The organism is Pseudomonas sp. zbq_18 (genome assembly GCF_043102245.1).
Classification (GTDB): domain Bacteria; phylum Pseudomonadota; class Gammaproteobacteria; order Pseudomonadales; family Pseudomonadaceae; genus Aquipseudomonas.
In genome coordinates this window covers 22726-44589 of the sequence record NZ_JBICIT010000009.1, presented here as the reverse complement: position 1 = coordinate 44589, position 21864 = coordinate 22726, and the positions used below count along the sequence as shown (strand labels likewise).

The following is a 21864-nucleotide window of genomic DNA, read 5'->3' as shown; positions in this document are numbered from 1 at the left end:
CGTCATTTGATAAAGGTTTGGCGCGATAGGTATAAAGCGACAGCGCATCCCGCCGCATAGTGCAAGGCTCTGGACTAGCATTTGCCAGTGCATTGCCTCGGCCTGTCGCGTGGCGGGCCTTAATAACAATAAGGACTGCGATTATGCGTATTCTCTCGTCCGCCCTGTTGCCCTGGGCGCGGGCCGTCGTGGCGGCCTCCGTGCTCGCCCTGCCGCTGGCACAGGCCGCCGACAAGCCGAATATCCTGGTGATCTTCGGCGACGACATCGGCATCACCAACATCAGCAAGTACAGCCACGGCATGATGGGCTACCAGACGCCCAACATCGACCGGCTGGCCAACGAAGGCATGATGTTCACCGACTATTACGGCGAGCAGAGCTGCACCGCCGGCCGCTCGGCCTTTATCACCGGGCAGAGTCCGGTACGCACCGGCCTGACCAAGGTCGGCCTGCCGGGCGCGCCGCTGGGCATTCAGAAGGAAGACCCGACCCTGGCCGAGCTGCTCAAGCCGCAGGGCTATGCCACCGGCCAGTTCGGCAAGAACCACCTGGGTGACCGCGACGAATTCCTGCCGACCCAGCATGGTTTCGACGAGTTCTTCGGCAACCTCTACCACCTCAATGCCGAGGAAATGCCGGAGGACATGGACTGGACCAAGAACCCGCAGCTGGACAAGCTGTTGCGCCCGCGTGGTGTCATTCACAGCACCGCAGACGGCAAGGTCGAGGACCTCGGCCCGCTGAACAAGAAGCGCATGGAAACCATCGATGATGAGTTCCTGCAGGCCTCGAAGCGTTTCATCGACCAGTCGGTGAAGGCCGACAAGCCGTTCTTCGTCTGGTTCAACGCCAGCCGCATGCACTACTACACCCACATCAACGAGAAGACCCGTGGCAAGTCGGGCCAGGACTTCTACAACGACGCCATGGTCGAGCATGACGAGCAGGTCGGTGAACTGCTCAAGCAGCTCGATGAGCTGGGCGTGGCCGACAACACCCTGGTGCTCTACACCACCGACAACGGCGTGCATTTCAACCAGTGGCCGGATGCCGGCATCACCCCGTTCCGCGGCGAGAAGAACACCAACTGGGAAGGTGGCTTCCGTGTGCCGGCACTGGTGCGCTGGCCTGGCCAGATCAAGGCGGGCAGCATTTCCAACGAGATCATGTCGCACCTGGATTGGGTGCCGACGCTGATGCACATTGCCGGCGTGCCGCAGGTCAAGGAGCAGCTGCTGTCCGGCTACCAGGCAGGCACCAAGAAATTCAACGTACACCTCGACGGCTATGACTTCGCACCCTACCTGCAGGGCAAGGAGAAGAAGGGGCCGCGTACCGACTTCTACTACTTCAGCGACGATGGCGAACTGCTGGCCTCGCGCGATGGTGACTGGAAACTGGTGTATGCAGAGCAGCGGGCTAGCCGTTTTGATGTATGGCGTGATCCGTTCGTGAAGCTGCGCGCACCGAAAGTCTTCAACCTGCGCCGCGACCCCTACGAGCGGGCCGATACCGACTCGAACAACTACAACAACTGGTGGGACAAGAAGATCCATGCCGCCGGCCTGCCGGCCATGGTGCGTGTGCGTCAGTTCCTGATGACGTTCGAGAAATATCCGCCACGCCAGCGCCCGGCCAGCTTCACCGTCGACCAGATGATGGAGCAGTTCATGAAGTATCAGAAGCAGTAACGGCGGGCACGGCGAACAACGGGCACCTGGGGTGCCCGTTTTCGTATGGGCCTTCAGTGCGGCGGAGGAGCCGAAGCGGCTGTGCTGATGTGGGTCTTGCTCCACTGGCTCGGGCTCATGCCGTACCAGCGCTGGAAGGCACGGGAGAAGGCGCTCTGGTCGGAATAGCCGAGCAATTCGGCAAGCTGCCCCAGGCTGATCTGCGACTCCTTGAGGTAGTGCTGGGTCATGGCCTGACGGGTCTGGTCCAGCAGTTGCTGGAACGAAGTGCCGGCCTCGTTCAGGTGCCGCTGCAGCGAGCGTGGGCTGAGCTGCATGAAGTCGGCGATGTAGTCGATGGTCACCCGGCCATTGGGCAGGAAGTTGCGCAGCAGGCGCTGGACATAGCTGGTCAGCTCGTTGCGCTTGAGGTGGGCCATCGCAGCCAGGTGCTGCTGCACCAGCTTGTGCAGCGCCTTGTCGGCATCGCGCAAGGGAATGGCGAGCAGGGCGGCGTCGAACATCAGCGCGTCCTGCGTGCTGTTGAAGCGCGGTGCCACGCCGAGCAGGCGCCGGTATTGGCTGGTGGCCACTTGCGGGGCGTGTTGCAGCAGCACCGCCGCGATCTGCCAGCGGCTGCCCAGCAGGGTGCGCATCAACTGGTGGCCGACGCCCATGGCCAGTTCGCTGATCTGGCGCAGGCCGGGCGTCTCCAGGCTGGCCGGGCGATAGCACAGCAGCGCATGTTCGCCCTGGCGTTCGATCACCACGTCGGCGGCGGTGTCGTGCACATGAAAGTACTGGCTGAGGTCGCGCAAGGCCTCACCGACGTTGTCGGCGTTGCGGATCAAATAGAGCAGCGAACCGAAGATGCTGACCCCTTGGTGCAGGCCGAACTGCAGGCCGAACAACGGGTTGCCGCTGCGCTCGGCGCACAGTTCCAGCACCCGGCCGAAACGTGAGTAGGGGATCAGGTCTTCTGGCCTTTCCAGGCAGGCCGCGGGCAGTTCGGCGTCGCGCAGGATGTCCTGTGCATTGAGCCCTTGAGTGCTGGCGAAAGGCTGGAATTCGGCCAGGGAGGAGGCGCGGGTGAAGTAGTTCATGGGGCAGCCGTGATCATTGTTCTTGTGGCTTTTGCGTTGTCAGATGCTGGGTGTCCTGGCGTGCTTTGTCAAACTCTCTGCAGGTGGCGGCTGGCATGAAATGAACAGGCCGTGGCGCACTTTATCAAGTCTGTGGGGTGTTCCTGGCGCAGCATGACAGCAGATCCCGAGGGATCGCCCATAGCCTGATCTGGAGAACAACAAGATGCCCATGCCGATTCCGGTCTTTGACCACAAAGAGCTGCTGACCCTCAACACCAATGAGTTGCCGATCTACGAGGACGCCATGGGGCCGCACTTCCCGGGTGTCGATGTGCAGCCGTTGTATCTCGACCCGAATGTCGGTGTGTGGTGCCTGCGCGTGCGCTTTCATCCCGGAGTGACCTTGCCGTGCCACTACCACACTGGCGTGGTGCACCTGTTCACCATGAGTGGCAAGTGGAACTACGTGGAGTATCCGGATCAGCCGCAGACTGCGGGTTGCTATCTGTTCGAGCCGGGTGGCTCGATCCATACCTTCAGCGTGCCGGCCGACAACACCGAGGTCACTGATACCTTCATGGTGGTGTATGGCGCCAACATCAACTTCGATGCCGAGGGCAACTACGTCAACACCATGGATGCCAGCGACATCACGCAGATGATCGATCGCCTGGTCAGGGAGCGCGGTCTGCAGCCAGCCAAGTACATCCGCCCGGGCCACGCCGGCTACAGCGTCGAATAAGCGCCTGAACGTTTAGCCAAGTCTGTGTCAGCCCGTCGCTTGCGGCGGGCTTTTCCTCTACGCGAGTAAACACCATGACCCAAGCCTACATGCCTGTCGGCGTGGGCGGGCAGACGCCTGCCGTGCCGCGTTCCGTCTTCATCACCGGCGCCAGCGGCTTCATCGGCCGTGCCCTGGCCCAGCGCTATCGAGAGCTGGGGGCCGAGGTGCGTGGTATGGACCTGCACGCCGACCCGGCCAACAACGTGGTGGCGGGCGACCTGACCCGTCCTGAGTCCTGGGCCGAGCACGCCGGGGGCTGCGAGCTGTTCATCAACACCGCTGCGGTGGTGTCGCTGGCGGCTTCCTGGCAGCAGTACAGCGAGGTCTCCGCGCGTGGCGTGCGCAACTGCCTGGATGTAGCCATCGCCTCGGGCACCCGTCGTTTCGTGCACTTCTCCTCCATCGCCGCGCTGGGCTGGCGCTGCAAGGGCGTGGCCGACGAGCGCAATGAAGTGGTGATCGGCGATGTCTACCGCTATGGCGTGGCCAAGGGCGCCAGCGAGCACATGGTGCTGGCCGCGCATGCCGCTGGCGAGATCGACTGCACCATCGTGCGGCCGGGCGATGTCTACGGGCCGGGCTCGCGTGCCTGGCTCAGCGAGCCGCTGAAGATGGCCAAGGCGGGGCAACTGATTCTGCCCGCTGGCGGCCGTGGGCGCTGGACGCCGGTGTACATCGATGACCTGCTCGATGGCGTGATGCTGGCCGCTGGTCTGCCGCAAGGCCGTGGCCAGATCTTCCACATCAGCTCTGCCGAATCGGTCAGCGTGGGCGAATTTTTCGCCCACCACTGGCGCTGGGCCGGGCGTAGCGGTTCGCCGCGCACGCTGCCGCTGTGGCTGGCACTGGGCCTGACAGGCCTGATCTGGCGCGTCTGCCGTCTGCTGAACAAGCCCAACGAAACTGCGCCGGACGTGATGCGCATATTCGCCCGCACAGGGGAAATCTCCATCGACAAGGCGCGCCAGCTGCTAGGCTACAACCCGCAGATGAGCCTGGAAGAAGGCCTGCGTCGTTCCGAGGCCTGGCTGCGTGAAACCGGCCAGCTGGACTGAGTCTTGGCTGACTGCAACAAGGTGTTGCGCACGGGAAGGCTGCAACAAGGCCGTCACAGGGGCTGGTTAGAGTGACGGCCCGATTCAGCAGAAAGCCTATCCCGTGCGTATTTCCCGCAATATCCGCAAGAACCTGGACATGATCGCCGAGCGCAACGAAGACGCGGCCCTGGTGCTGATGCGCGCCGCCGAGTCCACCGCCGACGAGTTGCTGCGCCAGCAGTTGCTCAAGACCATCCATGACCTCAATCAGGATGCCCTCATGCTCCGTGTCTTGCGTGAGCACAGCGAGCTGTTGCGCGCCTGAGCCTTGTCAGTTGCGTCTGCGCGGCGCATACCTGTGTCGTGAAGACGACAGAGGAGGGCAGGTCATGGCCGGCGGTTGGATCAGTGACGGTGCGGTACAGGAGCAGATCGACAGCAGCATCGAGGACGCCATTGCCCGCGCCCGCAGCCAGTTGCCGCGCGGCGAGAGCCTGCTGCATTGCGAGGCGTGCGCTGCGCCGATTCCCGAGGCGCGGCGCCAGGCCGTGCCGGGCGTACGCCTGTGCGTGGCGTGTCAGGGCGTGCATGACAAGGAACAGCCGGTGAACAGCGGCTACAACCGGCGTGCCAGCAAGGACAGTCAGCTGCGTTGACGGTGTTTGGCCAGCGGCCACATATGCGGGCCGAGCAGGCCGCTTTGCCAGTAGATTTCCACTTCCCCCAGGCAGGCCATCAGGCGCTGTACCGGTTCCTGGGCGTCCACCTGGGCGGGCTTGCCCAGCAGGCGACGCCACCAGGGCCGGTTCTGGCGAAACCAGTGCTCGCCGGCTGTGGTGCCGTCCTGCAGGCGCCCGGCATCTTGCGTCCAGTGCGCGGCGACGCTGGCGGCAGGATGCAGCCCATCCGGTAGTTGCAGGCCGCTGGCCGGGCAGGTGCCGTAGTTGATGATGAAGCGCGGGCGCTGGTACTTGTCCCATTGCACTTCGAGGATATGCGACTGGTCTCCGCTCAGGCGTCGATACGTCCAGAACAGCGCGCTCTGAGGGTGGTCGGCGATAAAGCCGCGGGACTCCAGCAAGGGCTGCAGGCGAGCTTTCAGCTGTTCGCGCAGGGCTTGGGACATGGTGCTTCTCGTGGCGGGACAGCCGGCAGTCAACCGCAGCGCGTTCCTCGAAGCAAGTCTTGTCTGTATTGAGCGCACGGCGGCCGCTGATCGTGACCCACCAAAGGCGTATTGCCTTTCGGCTTGAATACTTGCGAAGCTAACGAACTATTTTCTCGGCTGCTCGAAGTCGGAGCCTCCATGTTCGCGCACATCCTTGCCACGCTGCTGCCGGTCTTCCTGATTGCCGGTTGTGGGGCGCTCTATGGCCGTTTTCGCAGCCCCGATATCCGCCAGCTGAACACCCTGAACATGGAGTTGTTCGTACCGCTGCTGGTGTTCGTCGTGCTCGCCGAACGCCAGGCGCCGCTGCAGGATTACGCCCACCTGGCCCTGGCGGGTGCGGTGATCGTACTCGGCTCGGGGCTGCTGCTGTGGCCGCTGGCGCGCTGGCTGAAGCTGGACCTGCGCACCTTCCTGCCGCCGATGATGTTCAGCAACGCCGGCAACATGGGTCTGCCGCTGATGGTGCTGGCCTTTGGCGAGCAGGCGCTGCCGGCGGCGGTGGTGCTGTTCGTGGTCGAGATGCTGCTGCACTTCTCGGTCGGCCTGCACATGCTCGACCGCCATGCACCGCTGTGGCGCCTGCTGCGGGTGCCGGTGGTGATCGCCAGCATCGCCGGCCTGGCCCTTAATGTGAGCGGTATCGACCTGCCGGGCTGGCTGCTGGAGGCCTGCCGCATGCTCGGTGAGATCTGCGTACCGCTGATGCTGTTCGCCCTCGGCGTGCGCATGCTCGACGTGGACTTTTCGGCCTGGCGTCTGGGCCTGCTCGGCGCCATCGCCTGTCCGGCCAGTGGCCTGCTGCTGGCCTGGCCGCTGGCGCTGTGGCTCGACCTGTCCCAGGTGCAACTGGCCTGCCTGTGGGTGTTCGCCGCGCTACCGCCAGCAGTGCTCAACTACATGGTGGCCGAGCAGTACCGCCAGGAGCCGCACAAGGTGGCTTCGCTGGTGCTGATCGGCAATCTCGGCAGCGTGCTGGTGATGCCGCTGGTGCTCGGCGTCCTGTTTGCCCACGGCTTCGGCCAGGCGTCCTAACGTTCCTCTCTGGTATTTCCCGTGTCCGACCATTCCCGCCCAGGCCTGGGCATTGTGTTGATCCTCTGTGCCGGCCTGCTGCTCTCGAGCCAGGACGCGCTGGCCAAGGTGCTGGCCTCCGCCTATCCGGTGTTGCTGGTGGCCTGCCTGCGCTACTGGGCACAAAGCGCGCTGATGCTGGTGCTGTTCGCCCCGCGCATGGGCCTGGATCTGGTACGCACTCGGCGACCCATGCTGCAGCTGGCGCGGGGCATCAGCCTGGTGGCGGTGACGCTGCTGTTCTACAGCGGCCTGCGCTACATGCCGCTGGGCGAAGCGACGGCGGTGATCTTCCTGGCACCGCTGGTGGTGGTGCTGCTCGCCGTGTTCTGGCTCAAGGAGAAAGTCAGCCTGGGCGTCTGGCTGGCGGCCGGTGGCGGCCTGCTGGGTGTGCTGCTGATCGTGCGGCCGGGCGGTGCGCTGTTTACCCCGGCCAGTCTGCTGCCGCTGGCGGCGGCGTTCTGCTTCGGCTTCTACCAGTTGATTACCCAGCGCCTGGGCAGCACCGACAACCCGGCGACCAGCAACTTCCTCACCGCCCTGGTCGGTAGCCTGGGCACTTCACTGCTGCTGCCCTGGGTCTGGCAAACGCCGGCATTGATGGACATGTTGCTGATGGCCGCGCTGGGCGGCATCGCCATGACCGGGCACATGCTGCTGACCCACGCCTACCGCTTTGCCAGCCCGGCCGCGCTGGCGCCGTTCACCTACGGACAGATCCTGACCGCCACGCTGATCAGTGCGCTGTTATTCGACCACCTGCCGGACGCCTGGGCGGTACTCGGCATGCTGGTGATCATCCTCAGCGGCGCGGCGCTGGTGTGGAGCCAGCAGCGCTCACGGTGATGTGTTGGGGATGTTATGGGCGGTGGCAATGTTGGGCTTCGCTGCGCTCAACCTACGCGGCCCGACCCAACCTACCAGGTCGACACTGTGTCGTAGGTTGGGTTGAGGCGCCTTGGCGCCGAAGCCCAACATGATTTCGCTCATCGATCTTCCTCTGGCCCGCCCCAATCCGCTGGCACCAGCCCCAACCGAATCGCGCGGTGAATCGAGGAAAACGGCCACTCGCTCGGTCGTACCGCATGCCCGTGTTTGACCGGGTTGTAGTGGATGTAATCGACGTGCCGCTGCAAGTCTTCTTCGTCGCCGATGCAATGCTCCCAGAAGCGCCGCTGCCAGATACCGTGTTCGCGCTTGAGGTGGCGCGACAGGCTGATCGTTTCTGCGCAGGGAAGCTGCCGGCTAAAGCCCGATTTGATCAGCGCCCAGCGGGTCGGGTAGTCGCGGTCGCCTTCCGGTAGCTGCCAGAGGCAGTGCAGATGATCCGGCAGCACCACCATGGCCAGGATGTCGAAGGGATGATCGGCGCGAACCTGGCGCATGGTTTGGCGCAGGATATCGATATGGCGGGTGAGCAGGTTTTGTGAGCGGTCGGCCAGGCAGGCCGTGAAGAAATAGGTGCCGCCGGGCACCAGGGCACGTCGATAACGCATGGTCACCATCCTTGGTGAGTGAGGTGCGTCGAGTGTAGTGCGTGTAGCGGTGTTTGTTTGGTGTTGGGCCATGTTGGGCTTCGGCGCACGGCGCCTCAACCCAACCTACGGGTTACCGACCCGGCAATTTACGCTGGCTCGGGTCTCGTAGGTTGGGTTGAGCGTAGCGAAGCCCAACATTGCCCGGAAAAACGCCGGCTTATTCAGAACAGGAAATACCGCTGCGCCATCGACAGCACCTCGGCCGGTTCGCACCAGAGCAGCTGGCCGTCGGCCTTGACCTGATAGTTCTGCGGGTCGACCTCGATGGTGGGCAGGTAGCCGTTGTGGATCAGGTCGCTCTTCTGCACCGTGCGGCAGCCTTTGACCACGCCGATCTGTTTCTGCAGCCCGAGCTTTTCCGGCACGCCGGCGTCCATGGCGGCCTGGCTGATGAAGGTCAGGCTGGTGGCGTGGCGCATGCCGGCGTAGCTGCCGAACATCGGCCGGTAGTGCACCGGCTGCGGCGTCGGGATCGAGGCGTTGGCGTCGCCCATCAGGCTGGCGGCGATGGCGCCGCCCTTGAGGATCAGCGTTGGCTTGACCCCGAAGAAGGCCGGGCGCCACAGCACCAGGTCGGCCCATTTGCCCACTTCGATCGAGCCGACTTCATGGCTGATGCCGTGGGTGATCGCCGGGTTGATGGTGTACTTGGCGATGTAGCGCTTGACCCGGAAGTTGTCGTTGCCGGGCGCGTCCTCGGGCAAGGCGCCGCGCTGCTGCTTCATCTTGTCGGCGGTCTGCCAGGTGCGGGTGATCACTTCGCCGACGCGGCCCATGGCCTGGCTGTCGGAGCTGATCATGGAGAAGGCACCGAGGTCGTGGAGGATGTCTTCGGCGGCGATGGTTTCGCGGCGGATACGGCTCTCGGCGAAGGCCACGTCTTCGGCGATGCTCGGGTCGAGGTGGTGGCAGACCATGAGCATGTCCAGGTGTTCGTCGATGGTGTTCTTGGTGAACGGCCGGGTCGGGTTGGTCGAGCTGGGCAGCACGTTGGGAAAGCCGCAGGCCTTGATGATGTCCGGGGCGTGGCCGCCGCCGGCGCCTTCGGTGTGGTAGGTGTGGATGGTGCGGCCCTTGAACGCGCCGAGGGTGGTTTCGACGAAGCCGGACTCGTTGAGGGTGTCGGTGTGGATCGCCACCTGGATGTCGTACTGGTCGGCCACGGCCAGGCAGTTGTCGATGGCCGCCGGCGTGGTGCCCCAGTCCTCGTGCAGCTTCAGACCGATGGCACCGGCCTTGACCTGCTCGATCAAAGGTTCGGGCAGGGACACGTTGCCCTTGCCGGTGAAGCCGATGTTCATCGGGAAGGCGTCGGCGGCCTTGAGCATATTGGCCATGTGCCAGGGGCCCGGCGTGACGGTGGTGGCGAACGTGCCGGTGGCAGGTCCCGTGCCACCGCCGATCATGGTGGTGGTTCCGCTCATTAGCGCTTCTTCGATCTGCTGTGGGCAGATGAAGTGAATATGGCTGTCGATGCCGCCGGCGGTGAGGATCATGCCCTCGCCGGCGATCACTTCGGTGGCGCCACCGACGGCGATGGTCACATCGGGCTGGATATCCGGGTTGCCGGCTTTGCCGATAGCGGCGATGCGCCCGTCCTTGAGGCCGACGTCGGCCTTGACGATGCCCCAGTGGTCGATGATCAGCGCGTTGGTGATCACCGTGTCGACCACGTCCTTGGCGCACAGCTGGCTCTGCCCCATGCCGTCGCGGATGACCTTGCCGCCGCCGAATTTCACTTCGTCGCCGTAGGTGGTGAAGTCCTTCTCCACCTCGATCCACAGGCTGGTGTCGGCCAGGCGCACCTTGTCGCCGACGGTGGGGCCGAACATGTCGGCGTAGGCTTGGCGGCTGATTTTCATCGGGACTCCTGAATAGATCCGTGCTCAATATCGCCCTCACCCCAGCCCTCTCCCGGAGGGAGAGGGGGCTGATCGGCGTGCTGGTTCATTCCCGCCGCGGCGGGGTGCTTTTCTCCCTCTCCCTCTGGGAGAGAGCCGGGGTGAGGGACTCTAAAGATTGCCCATCACCCGGCCGGCGAAGCCGAACACGCGGCGTGCACCGGCCAGCTCGACCAGCTCCACCTCGCGGCTCTGCCCCGGCTCGAAGCGCACGGCGGTGCCGGCCGGAATGTTCAGGCGCATACCTCGCGTACTCGGTCTATCAAAGGTCAGCGCGTCATTGGTCTCGAAAAAGTGGAAGTGCGAGCCGACCTGGATCGGTCGGTCACCGCTGTTGGCCACGGTGACGCTGAGGGTACGGCGGCCGACGTTGAGTTCGATCTCGCCGTCCTGGATCTGGTATTCGCCGGGAATCATGAGTCGCTCCTTTCCGGGGACAGAATCAGTTGCATGAAGGTCAGGTCCAGCCAGCGGTCGAACTTGCGGCCGACCTGGGGCATCTGCCCGGTCACCTCGAAGCCCATGCGCTTGTGCAGGCGGATCGAGTGGCGGTTCTCGCTCTCGATGGCGGCGACCATGACGTGCAGGCCCGCGGCGCGGGCGCGTTCGAGCAGCGCTTCCATCAGTTGCGGGCCGATGCCCAGGCCTTGGCGGTCGCTGCGTACATAGATCGAGTGTTCGACTGTATGGCGAAACCCTTCGATGGCGCGCCAGGGGCCATAGCTGGCGTAGCCCAGCACCTGGTCTTGCGGCCCGCGGGCGACCAGCACCGGGAAGCCTGCGATGCGACGTTCGAGCAGCCAGGCGCGGCGGTTGTCCAGATCCACCTGGGTTTCGTTCCAGATCGCCGTGCTGTTGAGTACGGCGTCGTTGTAGATCTCCAGGATCTCCGGCAGATGGACTTCGCTGGCATCACTGATCTGGATATTCATTGCGCACCTCAGGCAATTGGCTGGTGCACGGTCACCAGCTTGGTGCCGTCGGGGAAGGTGGCTTCGATCTGAATCTCCGGGATCATCTCCGGCACGCCTTCCATCACCTGCTCGCGCGTCAGCAGGGTGGTGCCGAAGTGCATCAGGTCGGCGACCGTCTGGCCGTCGCGCGCGCCTTCGAGCAGCGCGGCGGAAATGTAGGCCATGGCCTCCGGGTAGTTCAGCTTGACGCCACGGGCCAGGCGCCGCTCGGCCACCAGGCCGGCGGTGAAGATCAGCAGCTTGTCCTTTTCGCGGGGGGACAGGTCCATGGTGAGTCCTTCAGTTGTTCAGGTCTGTGCGTTGTGGTTTGGCAGCTTGTCAGGCAAGGCGCGTGCCGACGGAAAGGGTTGCCCCTTTCCTAGGTGCGCAACGCTGCATGGCGAGTTGCCAAGCCGCAACCCGCAGGGCCTGTTTTGTGGAGTATTCATCTCTATCGACATGTCGCACATAGGCGCGCAGATCGGAACGACTGAAGGCCTCACCTATGTACTCCAGATTCGTGGGGGCACGGCCTCGCGGCCAAGCAGTGCAGGGCGCAGCAGGCGCCAGAGTTCGATCAGCCAGGCGCGTGCCTGCAGCGCTTCGCCAGCCAGGCAGCGGGCGACCAGCAGGCCCGGCAGTTGGCTGAGGTCGCCGCGCACCGGCGTTTTAAGTTCACGGCAGCGCTCCAGCAACTCGGCGTCGACTTCACCGCTGACCAGCAGCGTGGCGAACACCGGCTGGCCGGCCAGGCCGATGGGCGAGTCGAGCAGGCCGTCGCCACCGACCACACGCTGGCGCTCGTGCCACAGCGGCTGGCCGTCGCGGCGGATATCCAGGTGCGCCTGAAAGTGCCCGGCGGTGAAACGTTCGCCGGCGGCGGGGCGGCCGAGGGCGACGATGTCCCAGTAGAACAGGCGGGCGTCACCCTCCAGTTCGATACGGGTGCGCAGCTCGGCCTGGGCGCTGGAATAGACGATGGTTTCCTGCGGCAACCACTCCAGGGTGGCGCCGGCGGCCACGCACAGTTCGACCTGCTGGTGTGCGGCGCTGTTGGCGCGGTACCACTTGGTCGCACCGGGGCTGGTCAGTTGTGCCCAGGCATTTTCGGCCACGCTGGCGCGGATGTTCAGGCTATCACCGCCGGCAATGCCGGCGGGCGGGTGGACGATGATGTGCTGGCACACTTCAGGGCCTTCGGCGTACAGGTGTTTCTGTACACGCAGCGGGCCCTGGTGGCGGCGCATGACCGGGCGCGTGTATTCGCCCGCGCGGGCATAGCCCAGCTCCAGCTCGGCATGCCAGCTGGGGGTGAACAGGGTAGGGGAGATCGGTGCGTTCATGGTTGAGCTTTTATCAGATCGCCACCAGTCCGCGCACGCCATCTGCCTCCATGGTTTCGCCACGGCCCTGCTGGATGATCTCGCCGCGGCTCATCACCAGGTACTGGTCGGCCAGCTCGGCGGCAAAATCGTAGAACTGCTCGACCAGCAGAATGGCCATATCGCCGCGCGCGGCGAGCTTCTTGATGACCACGCCGATCTCCTTGATCACCGAGGGCTGGATGCCTTCGGTGGGTTCGTCGAGGATCAGCAGGCGCGGCTGGCTGGCCAGGGCGCGGCCGATGGCCAGCTGTTGCTGCTGGCCGCCGGAGAGGTCACCGCCACGGCGCTGCTTCATCTCGCGCAGTACCGGGAACAGCTCGTAGATGAACTCGGGCACGGTCTTGGCTTCGCCGGCGCCGAAACGGGACAGACCCATCAGCAGGTTCTCTTCCACGGTCAGGCGCGGGAAGATTTCGCGGCCCTGCGGCACGTAGGCGATGCCGGCGTGCACGCGCTGGTGCGGCTTGTGGCCGTTGATGGTGTGACCTTCCCAGTTGATGCTGCCTTCCTTGGCCGGGATCAGGCCCATCAGGCATTTCAGCAGGGTGGTCTTGCCCACGCCGTTACGGCCGAGCAGGCAGGTGACTTCGCCGATTTTGGCCTCGAAGCTCAGGCCGCGGAGGATGTGGCTGCCGCCGTAGTACTGGTGGAGTTGTTGGACTTGCAGCATGTCGATGTCCTGTATTCAGATGTTGGAGCGGCCGGGCGGCGACCCGCTTTAGCCGCGATCTCCCTTGCCGGTTAAAAAGCATCGCGGCTGAAGCCGCTCCCACGGTTTGTTGATCGTTCCCACACTGGAGCGTGGGAGCCATCGGAAGTAGCTCGTAGGTTGGGTTGAGCGCAGCGAAGCCCAACAGGGGCGTGCACGCGTTGGGCTTCGGCGCTTTGCGCCTCAACCCAACCTACGACCTCGACCCAACCTACGGTTCTATCTGCCCAGATAAACCTCGATCACCCGCTCATTGGCCTGCACGTCTTCCAACGAGCCTTCGGCCAACACGCTGCCCTGGTGCAGCACGGTGACGTGGTCGGCGATGCTGCCGACGAAGCCCATGTCGTGCTCCACCACCATCAGCGAGTGCTTGCCGGCCAGGCGCTTGAACAGCTCGGCGGTGAATTCGGTCTCGGCGTCGGTCATGCCGGCCACCGGCTCGTCGAGCAGCAGCAGTTGCGGGTCCTGCACCAGCAGCATGCCGATTTCGAGGAACTGCTTCTGGCCGTGCGACAGCAGCCCGGCAGGGCGATGCCGCGAGCCTTCCAGGCGGATGGTGGTCAGCACCTCCTCGATACGATCCTTCTGCGCGCCGGAGAGTTTGGCGCGCAGGCTGGCCCACACCGATTTGTCGGTCTTCAGCGCCAGTTCGAGGTTCTCGAACACGCTCAGCGCCTCGAACACCGTGGGCTTCTGGAACTTGCGGCCGATGCCGGCCTGGGCGATTTCCACTTCGCTCATCTGGGTCAGGTCGAGGGTTTCGCCGAAGTAGGCGTGGCCGTTGTCCGGGCGGGTCTTGCCGGTGATCACGTCCATCATGGTGGTCTTGCCCGCGCCGTTGGGACCGATGATGCAGCGCAGTTCGCCGACGCCGATGTACAGGTTGAGGTCGGTGATGGCGCGGAAGCCGTCGAAGCTGACGTTGATGCCTTCCAGGGTGAGGATGGTGCCGTGGCGCACATCCAGGCCCTGGCCGGCGGCGCGCCCGGCGCCAATGGCGTCGCGCGCGGCACCGGCCGGATCGAAGGCGGGTTCGAGCATGAGCTCGGGTGCTGGAGTGGCTCTCATTGGTCTTTCTCCTTCTTCAGGAGGCCGATCACACCCTTGGGCAGGAACAGAGTGATGACGATGAACAGCGCGCCGAGGGCGAACAGCCAGTATTCGGGGAAGGCCACGGTGAACCAGCTCTTCATGCCGTTGACGAGCCCGGCGCCGAGCAGCGGGCCGATCAGCGTGCCGCGCCCGCCCAGGGCGACCCAGATGGCGGCCTCGATGGAGTTGGTCGGCGACATCTCGCTGGGGTTGATGATGCCCACCTGCGGCACGTACAGCGCACCGGCCAGGCCGCACAGCACGGCGGAGAGCACCCAGATGAACAGCTTGTAGCCGCGCGGATCGTAACCGCAGAACATCAGGCGGTTTTCCGCATCGCGCAGGGCGGTGAGGACCCGGCCGAACTTGCTGCGCGCCAGCATGAAGCCCAGCGCCAGGCTGCCGACCAGCAGCAACACGGTGCAGAAGAACAGGAAGGCGCGGGTGCCCGGCGCGGTGATATCGAAACCGAGAATGGTGCGGAAGTTGGTGAAGCCGTTGTTGCCGCCGAAGCCGGTCTCGTTGCGGAAGAACAGCAGCATGCCGGCGAAGGTCAGCGCCTGGGTCATGATCGAGAAATAAACGCCCTTGATCCGCGAGCGGAAGGCGAAGAAGCCGAACACCAGGGCCAGCAGGCCGGGGGCCAGCACCACCAGGCACATCGCCCAGAGGAAGCTGCTGGTGCCGTACCAGTACCAGGGTAATTCGGTCCAGGCGAGGAAGCTCATGAAGGCCGGCAACCCGTCTCCCGCGCTTTCGCGCATCAGGTACATGCCCATGGCGTAGCCGCCGAGGGCGAAGAACAGGCCGTGACCGAGCGAGAGCAGGCCGGCGTAGCCCCAGACCAGGTCGAGTGCCAATGCGACGATGGTGTAGCAGAGGATCTTGCCGACCAGGGTCAGGCCGTAGGCCGAGACGTGCAGGGCGTTGTCCGCCGGCAGCAGGTGCAGCAGCGGCATGGCCAGCAGGGCGAGCAGAATCAGGCCGAGTGCTGTCAGCGAGGCCTTCGGTCCCAGTTTCGCCGTGGCCCGGGCCAGCAGCGTTTGGTTGAGTGCTTGAGTCATCAGTCGATCACCCGTCCTTTCAATGCGAACAGCCCCTGCGGACGTTTCTGGATAAACAGAATGATCAGCGCGAGGATGAGGATCTTGCCGAGTACGGCGCCGATCTGCGGCTCCAGCAGCTTGTTGGCGATACCCAGGCCAAAGGCGGCCATGACGCTACCGGCCAGCTGGCCGACGCCGCCGAGTACCACTACCAGGAAGGAGTCGATGATGTAGCTCTGGCCCAGGTCCGGGCCGACGTTGCCGATCTGGCTCAGGGCCACGCCGCCGAGGCCGGCGATACCGGAGCCGAGGCCGAAGGCGAGCATGTCCACCCGCCCGGTCGGCACGCCGCAGCAGGCAGCCATGTTGCGGTTCTGGGTCACGGCGCGGACGTTGAGGCCGAGGCGGGTCTTGTTCAGCAGCAGCCAGGTCAGGGCCACCACGAACAGGGCGAAACCGATGATCACCATGCGGCTGTAGGGCAGTACCAGGTTCGGCAGCACTTGCACGCCGCCGGAGAGCCAGGCGGGGTTGGCCACTTCGACGTTCTGCGCACCGAAGATCACCCGCACGGCCTGGATCAGGATCAGGCTGATGCCCCAGGTGGCCAGCAGGGTTTCCAGCGGGCGGCCGTAGAGGTGGCGGATCACCGTGCGCTCCAGCGCCATGCCGATGGCGGCGGTGACGAAGAAGGCCACCGGCAGGGCAGCCAAGGGGTAGAGGGCGAGGTATTCCGGCGCCAGGTTCTTGAAGGCGACCTGCACCATGTAGGTGGTGTAGGCGCCGAGCATCAGCATCTCGCCGTGAGCCATGTTGATCACCCCGAGCAGGCCGAAGGTGATGGCCAGACCGAGGGCGGCGAGCAGCAGGATGCTGCCGAGGCTCAAGCCGCTAAAGGCCTGGCCGAGCAGTTCGCCGACCAGCAGGCGGCGCTTGACCTGGGCCAGGCTGGTCTCGGCGGCGGTGCGTACCGCGGCGTCGCTTTCCGCGCCTTCAGCCAGCAGGCCCTCCAGGCGCACTCGGGCCAGTGGTTCGCCGCTCTCGCCGAGCAGGCGTACGGCCTGCAGACGCACCGCCGGATCGGCATCAGCCAGCTGCAGGTTGGCCAGGGCCAGGGCTAGCGCATCGCGCACGGCGGGGTCCTGCTCGGCGTCTACTCGGCTGTTGAGCAGGGCCAGCTGGCTGGGTTTGGCTTTTCTCTGCAGCTCCTGAGCGGCCGCCAGGCGCACAGCGGGCTCTTCTGCCAGCAGTTGCTGGGCCGCCTGAGCATTGGCCAGCAGACCGCGCAAGCGGTTGTTCAGGCGCAGTTTCTTTGGCGGCGAGCTGGGCTCGGCGCTGCCTTCGGCCGGCAGGTATTGGCCGTTGTCTTCGATGAACGGGATCTTGTTGGTGTCGCTGGCCAGACGGCCCTGCTGCAGGGCATCGAGCAGGGGCTGGCGGGCAGGGTCGGGGTGTGCGGCCCAGCTCTCGAGGAGCTTGGCTTGCTTGGCTGGGCTGGCGGCGACGAAGTCGGCGGCATCTCCGGCGTGGACCGTCAGCGGCAGCAATAGCGCCAGTGACAGCAGGATTCGGTACAGGGCAGTGGGCATGGCAATGAGGTCTCGGTAGGTTGGGCTGAGTGCAACGAAGCCCAACGCAGCGTGGCCGGATATGTCTGGCTCGGCGGGTGTTGGGCTTCGCGGGGCTCAGCCCAACCTACGACGGAGTCGCCGGACGGCGTTTTCCTGTCCTCCAGCCCTCAGCTGCGTAGGCGAGGGCCGGAGGTGGAGCGCAGGCCTATCAGTTGCTCTTCACCGCATAGTCCGGCTTCTTGTCGTTGCCGGGGATGAAGGGGCTCCACGGCTGGGCGCGCAGCGGGCCTTTGGTCTGCCAGACGATGGAGAACTGACCGTCTTCCTGGACCTCGCCGATCATCACCGGCTTGTGCAGGTGGTGGTTGGTCTTGTCCATGGTCAGGGTGTAGCCGCTCGGCGCGGCGAAGGTCTGGCCGGCCAGGGCTTCGCGCACCTTGTCCACATCGGTGGTGCCGGCCTTCTCGACGGCCTGGGCCCACATGTTGATGCCGACGTAGGTGGCTTCCATCGGGTCGTTGGTCACTGCGGTCTGGTAGTTCGGCAGGTTCTTGGCCTTGGCGTAGGCCTTCCACTTGTCGACGAAGGCGCTGTTGACCGGGTTGTCCACCGACTGGAAGTAGTTCCAGGCGGCCAGCTGGCCGACCAGTGGCTTGGTGTCGATGCCGCGCAGTTCTTCCTCGCCGACCGAGAAGGCCACCACCGGAATGTCGGTGGCGTCGATGCCCTGGTTGGCCAGCTCCTTGTAGAACGGCACGTTGGAGTCGCCGTTGACGGTGGAGATCACCGCGGTCTTGCCGCCGGCGGAGAACTTCTTGATGTTGGCGACGATGGTTTGATAGTCGCTATGGCCGAAGGGGGTGTAGACCTCTTCGATGTCCTTGTCCTCGACACCTTTGCTGTGCAGGAAGGCGCGCAGGATCTTGTTGGTGGTGCGCGGGTAGACGTAGTCGGTGCCCAGCAGGAAGAAGCGCTTGGCTTCGCCGCCGTCTTCGCTCATCAGGTATTCCACCGCCGGGATGGCCTGCTGGTTCGGCGCGGCGCCGGTGTAGAACACGTTCGGCGACATCTCTTCGCCTTCGTACTGCACCGGGTAGAACAGCAGGCCGTTGAGCTCCTCGAACACCGGCAGCACGGATTTGCGCGACACGCTGGTCCAGCAACCGAACACCACGTCGACCTTGTCCTGGGTCAGCAGCTGGCGCGCCTTCTCGGCGAACAGCGGCCAGTTGGAGGCCGGATCGACCACTACCGGCTCCAGCTGCTTGCCATTGACGCCACCCTTGGCGTTGATCTCGTCGATGGTCATCAGCGCCATGTCTTTCAGGGATGTTTCCGAGATGGCCATGGTGCCGGACAGCGAGTGCAGGATGCCGACCTTGATGGTCTCGGCGGCCTGTACGGTCCAGGTCATGCCCATGGCGGCGATGGAAGCGGAAAGGGTGAAGGCCTTGATCAGGCTGCGACGTTGCATAGGGCGATCTCCATTCACTGAACGTGTGTTTTGAACTGCGTTTTTATTGCTTATGGGTATGGCAGTGGTTCAAAGGTCAATCACGTCACCCGCTCCGGCGGCCTTCTGCCGGACACTGTGCAGCATGTGCAGGGTGATCTTGCGCACTTCCGCCTTGCTGACCTCTATATGGGCCTTCAGCAATTGCTGTGCCTCTTCGCAACGGCGCGCCAGAATCGCGCCGAGGATGCTGCCGTGTTCCTCGTAGGTGAGGGCCACGCGGGGCGCCTGGGTGAAGTCCAGGCGCCTTAGAATGCGGATCTTCTCGCTGACCTCGGCGTGTACCCGGGCCATTTCCCGATTGCCGGCCGCTTCCAGCAGCAGGCAGTGGAAGCGTTCGTCGAGCAGCGAGACTGCCCTGCCATCCTGCAGGCGCTGGTCAGGCTGCACCATCCAGGTGCGCTGCAGCTCCTGCAGGGCAGCGGGTTGTTCGTCGATGGGGCGCTGGCACAGGCGCCGCACGGCTTCCAGTTCGAGGACGATGCGCAGCTCGTAGAGCTCCTCGAAATGGGCGAAGTCGAACGGCCGTACCTGCCAGCCGCTGCGAAAGTGCACCTGCAGATAGCCTTCGCGTTGCAGGCGGTGCAGGGCCTGACGCACCGGCGTGCGGCTGGCTTCGACCCGCGCGGCGACCTCGCCTTCGCTGAAGCGGTCACCGGGCAGCAGACGGAACTCGAAGATGTCGTCCTTGAGCTGCTGGTAGATACGCTCGGCCATGCCGGCCGGGCGACCTTTTGCCGGGCGTGGGGCGTCGGCCAGCTGCATGGTTTTCAGCCTTGCGCCTGGCTGGCGATAAAGGCGCGCCAGCCACCGAAGCTGGTGATGTCGCGCGCGCCTTCCAGTGCGTAGGGCTCGCAGATAAAGCCCTTGACCCAGCGCCCGTCGGCCAGCTGCAGATTGCCGATGCCTAGTGGTGGCGGGATCTCGGCGACGAATTCGCCGAAGCGCGCCTGCGGCACGTCCCACAGTTCGACGATGATCGGTGCGCCATCGGCCGCGACCCGCGACAGACCGGGTTTGGGCGGCACGGTGCCGGGCAGGGCGTAGAGGCGGTAGTCGGCGCTGCTGGTGGTCTGCTCGACCAGCACTGCATCGCGGGTGGCGAGCTGGAAGTTCAACGGCATGCCGGTCAGGTGTGCACCGACCACCGCCACACGCACGCAGCCGGGTGGCGGTGTGGTGCTGGCGGTTGGTACTGGCAGCGCCCTGCCGGTGGCGCCCAGTGGCAGGGCGAGCGCCTGCTGCCAGCGCTGGCCCAGGGCGGCCAGGGCCTGGTCATGCCAGGCTGGCGCGAGCAAGGTGATGCCGGCTGGCAGGCCGTCGTCGCGGAACCCGGCCGGTACGGCCAGGGCGGACAGGTCGGCCAGGTTGGTGAAGTTGGTGTAGGTGCCGAACTGGCTGTTGAACAGCACCGGCTCGGCTGCCATCTCGGCCAGGGTGCGAATGGTCGGCGAAGTTGGCACCAACAGGGCGTCGAAGCCGGCCAGGGCATCGTTGATGGCGCGGCTCAGTTCGGCGCGGATGTACTCGGCCCTGTAGGCATCGCAGGCACTGTACTGGTGGCCATTGGCGACGATGCCGCGTACCACCGGGTTGATGTGGTCGGGGTTCACGCCTTCGACGGCGACGCTGCGCTCGGCGACCCAGGAACCGAAATAGAGCTGCTCGGCCAGCTGCTGGAAGGGGCTGAAGTCGATCTCCACCAGCTCGGCACCCAGTTCGCGCAGCTGGAGCAGTGCCTGCTCGAACACGACCTGATTCTGTGTGTCACCGCAGAACTCGGGCGCGGCCGGCACCGCCAGGCGCGGCTTGGCCGGCATGCCGACCTTGGCGCTGGCGGGGTTCTGGCGGCTGTAGGCGTCTTGCGCGTCGTAGCCGCCGGCGATGTTGGCCACGACCTGGGCGTCGGTCACGGTGAGGGCGAACACCGAGATGCAGTCGAGGGTGCGGCAGGCGGGCACCAGGCCGGTGGTCGACAGCCAACCCTTGGTCGGCTTGAGCCCGACGATATTGTTGAAGCCCGCCGGCACGCGTCCGGAGCCGGCGGTGTCGGTGCCCAGAGCAAAGGGCACCAGGCCGCGGGCGACCACGCTGGCCGAGCCGGAGCTGGAGCCGCCGCTGACGTAAGCCGGGTTGAAGCTGTTGGGCACAGCGCCATAGGGCGAGCGGGTGCCGACCAGGCCGGTGGCGAACTGGTCGAGGTTGGTCTTGCCAATGAGGATGGCGCCGGCGGCACGCAGCTTGGCGACTACCGTGGCATCTTTTTCGGCCGTGTAAGCGAACTCGGGGCAGGCGGCGGTAGTGGGCCAGCCGGCAGCGTCGATGTTGTCCTTGATGGCGAACGGCACGCCGTACAGCGGCAGCTGGCTCAGGTCGCCTTTGACGGCGGCCAGGCGCTCGGCCAGTTGTATGAGCTGCTGCTGCAGCTCGGCGGGCGAAGTCAGGCTGATCCAGGCCGGATCTTCGGCACTCAGCCCGGCGAGCAGTTCGGCGAGAACGTCGGGTTGCAGTTGCTGGCGGCGATAGGCCTGTTGCCATTCCCCCAGGGTCCAGCCAAATCCGCGATGGGACATCGTCCTAGATTCCTTCTTGTATCCAAGTTGATGTCCGTAAAGCGAAAGCTATGCCATCTCCGTAAGAGATTGATATGAAAGAAGTTTGTTAATTAGTCGGGCGCCGTGCGGGAGGCGCGTCGCCCTGTTTGGGGGCTGAGCGCCCGGCGCTGGTGCATCAGGGGTGCAGGTAGCCCTGGATGCCGGTGAAGATGATCTGCGCGGCCAGGGCACAGACGAACAGCCCCATCAGTCGGCTGACGATCTGCAGACCCTGCTGCCCGATCAGGCGCTCGACCTGATCGGAGAGGAACAGCACCACGCCCACCGTGGCACTGGCGCTGGCGATGGCGAGGATGGCCAGCAGCTTGTCGTCCCACTGCGGCTGGCTGATGCCCATCACCAGCAGGGCGCCGATGGTGCCGGGGCCGACGGTCAGGGGAATGGTCAGCGGCACGATGGTGACGTCCTGCTGCACGTTGTCTGCTTGCACAGCCGACTTGCCCTGAGCCATGCCCAGCGCAGAGATGAACAGCACGCTACCCGCGCCAATACGGAAGGCGTCGGCGGTGATGCCGAAAATTTCGAAGATGGTCTGGCCGAACAGGTACAGCAGCACGCTGGCGATGAGGGTGCCCAGGGCGACTTTCCAGGCCAGCTTCTTGCGCTCCTTGACGCTGTAGCCGGGAGTAAGGCCGATAAAGCACGACAGCACGAAGAACGGGCTGTAGAGAACCAGCATCTTCAGGTACAGGGCGAACAGCACGGAGAACATGTGTG

23 protein-coding genes are annotated in these 21864 nt (G+C 64.9%); 7 read left to right on the top strand and 16 right to left on the bottom strand.

Features of this window, described 5'->3' with window-relative positions; all coding sequences use genetic code 11:
- Window positions 1-143: 143 nt before the first annotated feature.
- A complete protein-coding gene (locus ACF8C6_RS07640; RefSeq protein WP_392498735.1) occupies window positions 144-1694 on the top strand; it encodes an arylsulfatase in 1551 nt (516 codons plus the stop codon).
- Window positions 1695-1747: 53 nt separating this feature from the next.
- Here ACF8C6_RS07640 and ACF8C6_RS07635 read toward each other — a convergent pair whose 3' ends face one another.
- Window positions 1748-2776, bottom strand: a complete 1029-nt coding sequence (locus ACF8C6_RS07635) for an AraC family transcriptional regulator (protein ID WP_392498734.1) — start codon at window positions 2774-2776, stop codon at window positions 1748-1750.
- A gap of 205 nt (window positions 2777-2981) precedes the next feature.
- Here ACF8C6_RS07635 and ACF8C6_RS07630 point away from each other — a divergent pair, with 205 nt between their 5' ends.
- The 4 genes from ACF8C6_RS07630 (at window position 2982) to ACF8C6_RS07615 (ending at window position 5235) form a co-directional block, all read left to right on the top strand.
- Window positions 2982-3500: a 2,4'-dihydroxyacetophenone dioxygenase family protein gene (locus ACF8C6_RS07630; RefSeq protein ID WP_392498733.1), complete on the top strand. Its 519-nt coding sequence runs from the start codon at window positions 2982-2984 to the stop codon at window positions 3498-3500.
- Window positions 3501-3574: 74 nt separating this feature from the next.
- Window positions 3575-4597, top strand: coding sequence for an NAD-dependent epimerase/dehydratase family protein (locus ACF8C6_RS07625; protein ID WP_392498732.1), 1023 nt, complete (start codon window positions 3575-3577; stop codon window positions 4595-4597).
- Window positions 4598-4700: 103 nt separating this feature from the next.
- Window positions 4701-4904: a hypothetical protein gene (locus tag ACF8C6_RS07620; protein ID WP_392498731.1), complete on the top strand. Its 204-nt coding sequence runs from the start codon at window positions 4701-4703 to the stop codon at window positions 4902-4904.
- A gap of 64 nt (window positions 4905-4968) precedes the next feature.
- Window positions 4969-5235 carry a DksA/TraR family C4-type zinc finger protein gene (locus tag ACF8C6_RS07615; protein ID WP_392498730.1) on the top strand — a complete coding sequence of 89 codons (267 nt, stop codon included), beginning with the start codon at window positions 4969-4971 and terminating at the stop codon, window positions 5233-5235.
- On the opposite strand, the gene ACF8C6_RS07610 is transcribed toward ACF8C6_RS07615, so the two are convergent.
- Window positions 5223-5705, bottom strand: a complete 483-nt coding sequence (locus ACF8C6_RS07610) for a hypothetical protein (RefSeq protein WP_392498729.1) — start codon at window positions 5703-5705, stop codon at window positions 5223-5225. The genes ACF8C6_RS07615 and ACF8C6_RS07610 overlap by 13 nt on opposite strands.
- Before the next feature lie 180 nt (window positions 5706-5885).
- On the opposite strand from ACF8C6_RS07610, the gene ACF8C6_RS07605 reads away from it, so the two are divergent.
- Window positions 5886-6782: an AEC family transporter gene (locus ACF8C6_RS07605; RefSeq protein WP_392498728.1), complete on the top strand. Its 897-nt coding sequence runs from the start codon at window positions 5886-5888 to the stop codon at window positions 6780-6782.
- Window positions 6783-6803: 21 nt separating this feature from the next.
- Window positions 6804-7667, top strand: a complete 864-nt coding sequence (locus tag ACF8C6_RS07600; RefSeq protein WP_392498727.1) for a DMT family transporter — start codon at window positions 6804-6806, stop codon at window positions 7665-7667.
- Between the two features lie 140 nt (window positions 7668-7807).
- Here ACF8C6_RS07600 and ACF8C6_RS07595 read toward each other — a convergent pair whose 3' ends face one another.
- The 14 genes from ACF8C6_RS07595 to ACF8C6_RS07530 all read right to left on the bottom strand — a co-directional run bounded on the left by ACF8C6_RS07595 (window position 7808) and on the right by ACF8C6_RS07530 (window position 21859).
- The gene (locus ACF8C6_RS07595) at window positions 7808-8317 is read right to left on the bottom strand and encodes a transposase (RefSeq protein ID WP_392498726.1); all 510 of its coding nucleotides are present in this window, start codon (window positions 8315-8317) and stop codon (window positions 7808-7810) included.
- A 203-nt stretch (window positions 8318-8520) separates the two neighbouring features.
- Window positions 8521-10221 carry an urease subunit alpha gene (ureC, locus tag ACF8C6_RS07590; RefSeq protein ID WP_392498725.1) on the bottom strand — a complete coding sequence of 567 codons (1701 nt, stop codon included), beginning with the start codon at window positions 10219-10221 and terminating at the stop codon, window positions 8521-8523.
- Window positions 10222-10371: 150 nt separating this feature from the next.
- The gene (locus tag ACF8C6_RS07585) at window positions 10372-10677 is read right to left on the bottom strand and encodes an urease subunit beta (RefSeq protein WP_392498724.1); all 306 of its coding nucleotides are present in this window, start codon (window positions 10675-10677) and stop codon (window positions 10372-10374) included.
- Window positions 10674-11192, bottom strand: coding sequence for a GNAT family N-acetyltransferase (locus ACF8C6_RS07580; protein ID WP_392498723.1), 519 nt, complete (start codon window positions 11190-11192; stop codon window positions 10674-10676). Before ACF8C6_RS07580 ends, ACF8C6_RS07585 begins: the two co-directional genes overlap by 4 nt.
- Before the next feature lie 8 nt (window positions 11193-11200).
- Window positions 11201-11503 (bottom strand): urease subunit gamma, encoded by a 303-nt coding sequence (gene ureA / locus ACF8C6_RS07575; protein WP_277688472.1) that lies wholly within the window; start codon window positions 11501-11503, stop codon window positions 11201-11203.
- Window positions 11504-11716: 213 nt separating this feature from the next.
- On the bottom strand, window positions 11717-12556 hold the full coding sequence (locus ACF8C6_RS07570; protein ID WP_392498722.1) for an urease accessory protein UreD: 840 nt from the start codon (window positions 12554-12556) through the stop codon (window positions 11717-11719).
- A 13-nt stretch (window positions 12557-12569) separates the two neighbouring features.
- The gene (gene urtE, locus ACF8C6_RS07565; RefSeq protein WP_392498721.1) at window positions 12570-13268 is read right to left on the bottom strand and encodes an urea ABC transporter ATP-binding subunit UrtE; all 699 of its coding nucleotides are present in this window, start codon (window positions 13266-13268) and stop codon (window positions 12570-12572) included.
- 258 nt (window positions 13269-13526) lie between these two features.
- The gene (gene urtD / locus ACF8C6_RS07560) at window positions 13527-14378 is read right to left on the bottom strand and encodes an urea ABC transporter ATP-binding protein UrtD (protein ID WP_392498720.1); all 852 of its coding nucleotides are present in this window, start codon (window positions 14376-14378) and stop codon (window positions 13527-13529) included.
- A complete protein-coding gene (gene urtC, locus ACF8C6_RS07555) occupies window positions 14375-15466 on the bottom strand; it encodes an urea ABC transporter permease subunit UrtC (RefSeq protein WP_392498719.1) in 1092 nt (363 codons plus the stop codon). Before urtC ends, urtD begins: the two co-directional genes overlap by 4 nt.
- Window positions 15466-17037 (bottom strand): urea ABC transporter permease subunit UrtB, encoded by a 1572-nt coding sequence (gene urtB / locus ACF8C6_RS07550; protein WP_392498718.1) that lies wholly within the window; start codon window positions 17035-17037, stop codon window positions 15466-15468. The genes urtC and urtB overlap by 1 nt, the downstream gene beginning before the upstream one ends.
- A 190-nt stretch (window positions 17038-17227) precedes the next feature.
- The gene (urtA, locus tag ACF8C6_RS07545) at window positions 17228-18493 is read right to left on the bottom strand and encodes an urea ABC transporter substrate-binding protein (protein ID WP_392498717.1); all 1266 of its coding nucleotides are present in this window, start codon (window positions 18491-18493) and stop codon (window positions 17228-17230) included.
- A gap of 69 nt (window positions 18494-18562) precedes the next feature.
- Window positions 18563-19297 (bottom strand): GntR family transcriptional regulator, encoded by a 735-nt coding sequence (locus ACF8C6_RS07540; RefSeq protein ID WP_392498716.1) that lies wholly within the window; start codon window positions 19295-19297, stop codon window positions 18563-18565.
- 5 nt (window positions 19298-19302) lie between these two features.
- A complete protein-coding gene (gene atzF, locus ACF8C6_RS07535; protein ID WP_392498715.1) occupies window positions 19303-21105 on the bottom strand; it encodes an allophanate hydrolase in 1803 nt (600 codons plus the stop codon).
- Between the two features lie 157 nt (window positions 21106-21262).
- Entirely contained in the window at window positions 21263-21859 is a 597-nt protein-coding gene (locus ACF8C6_RS07530) for a MarC family protein (RefSeq protein WP_277688481.1), read from the bottom strand.
- Window positions 21860-21864 lie beyond the last annotated feature (5 nt).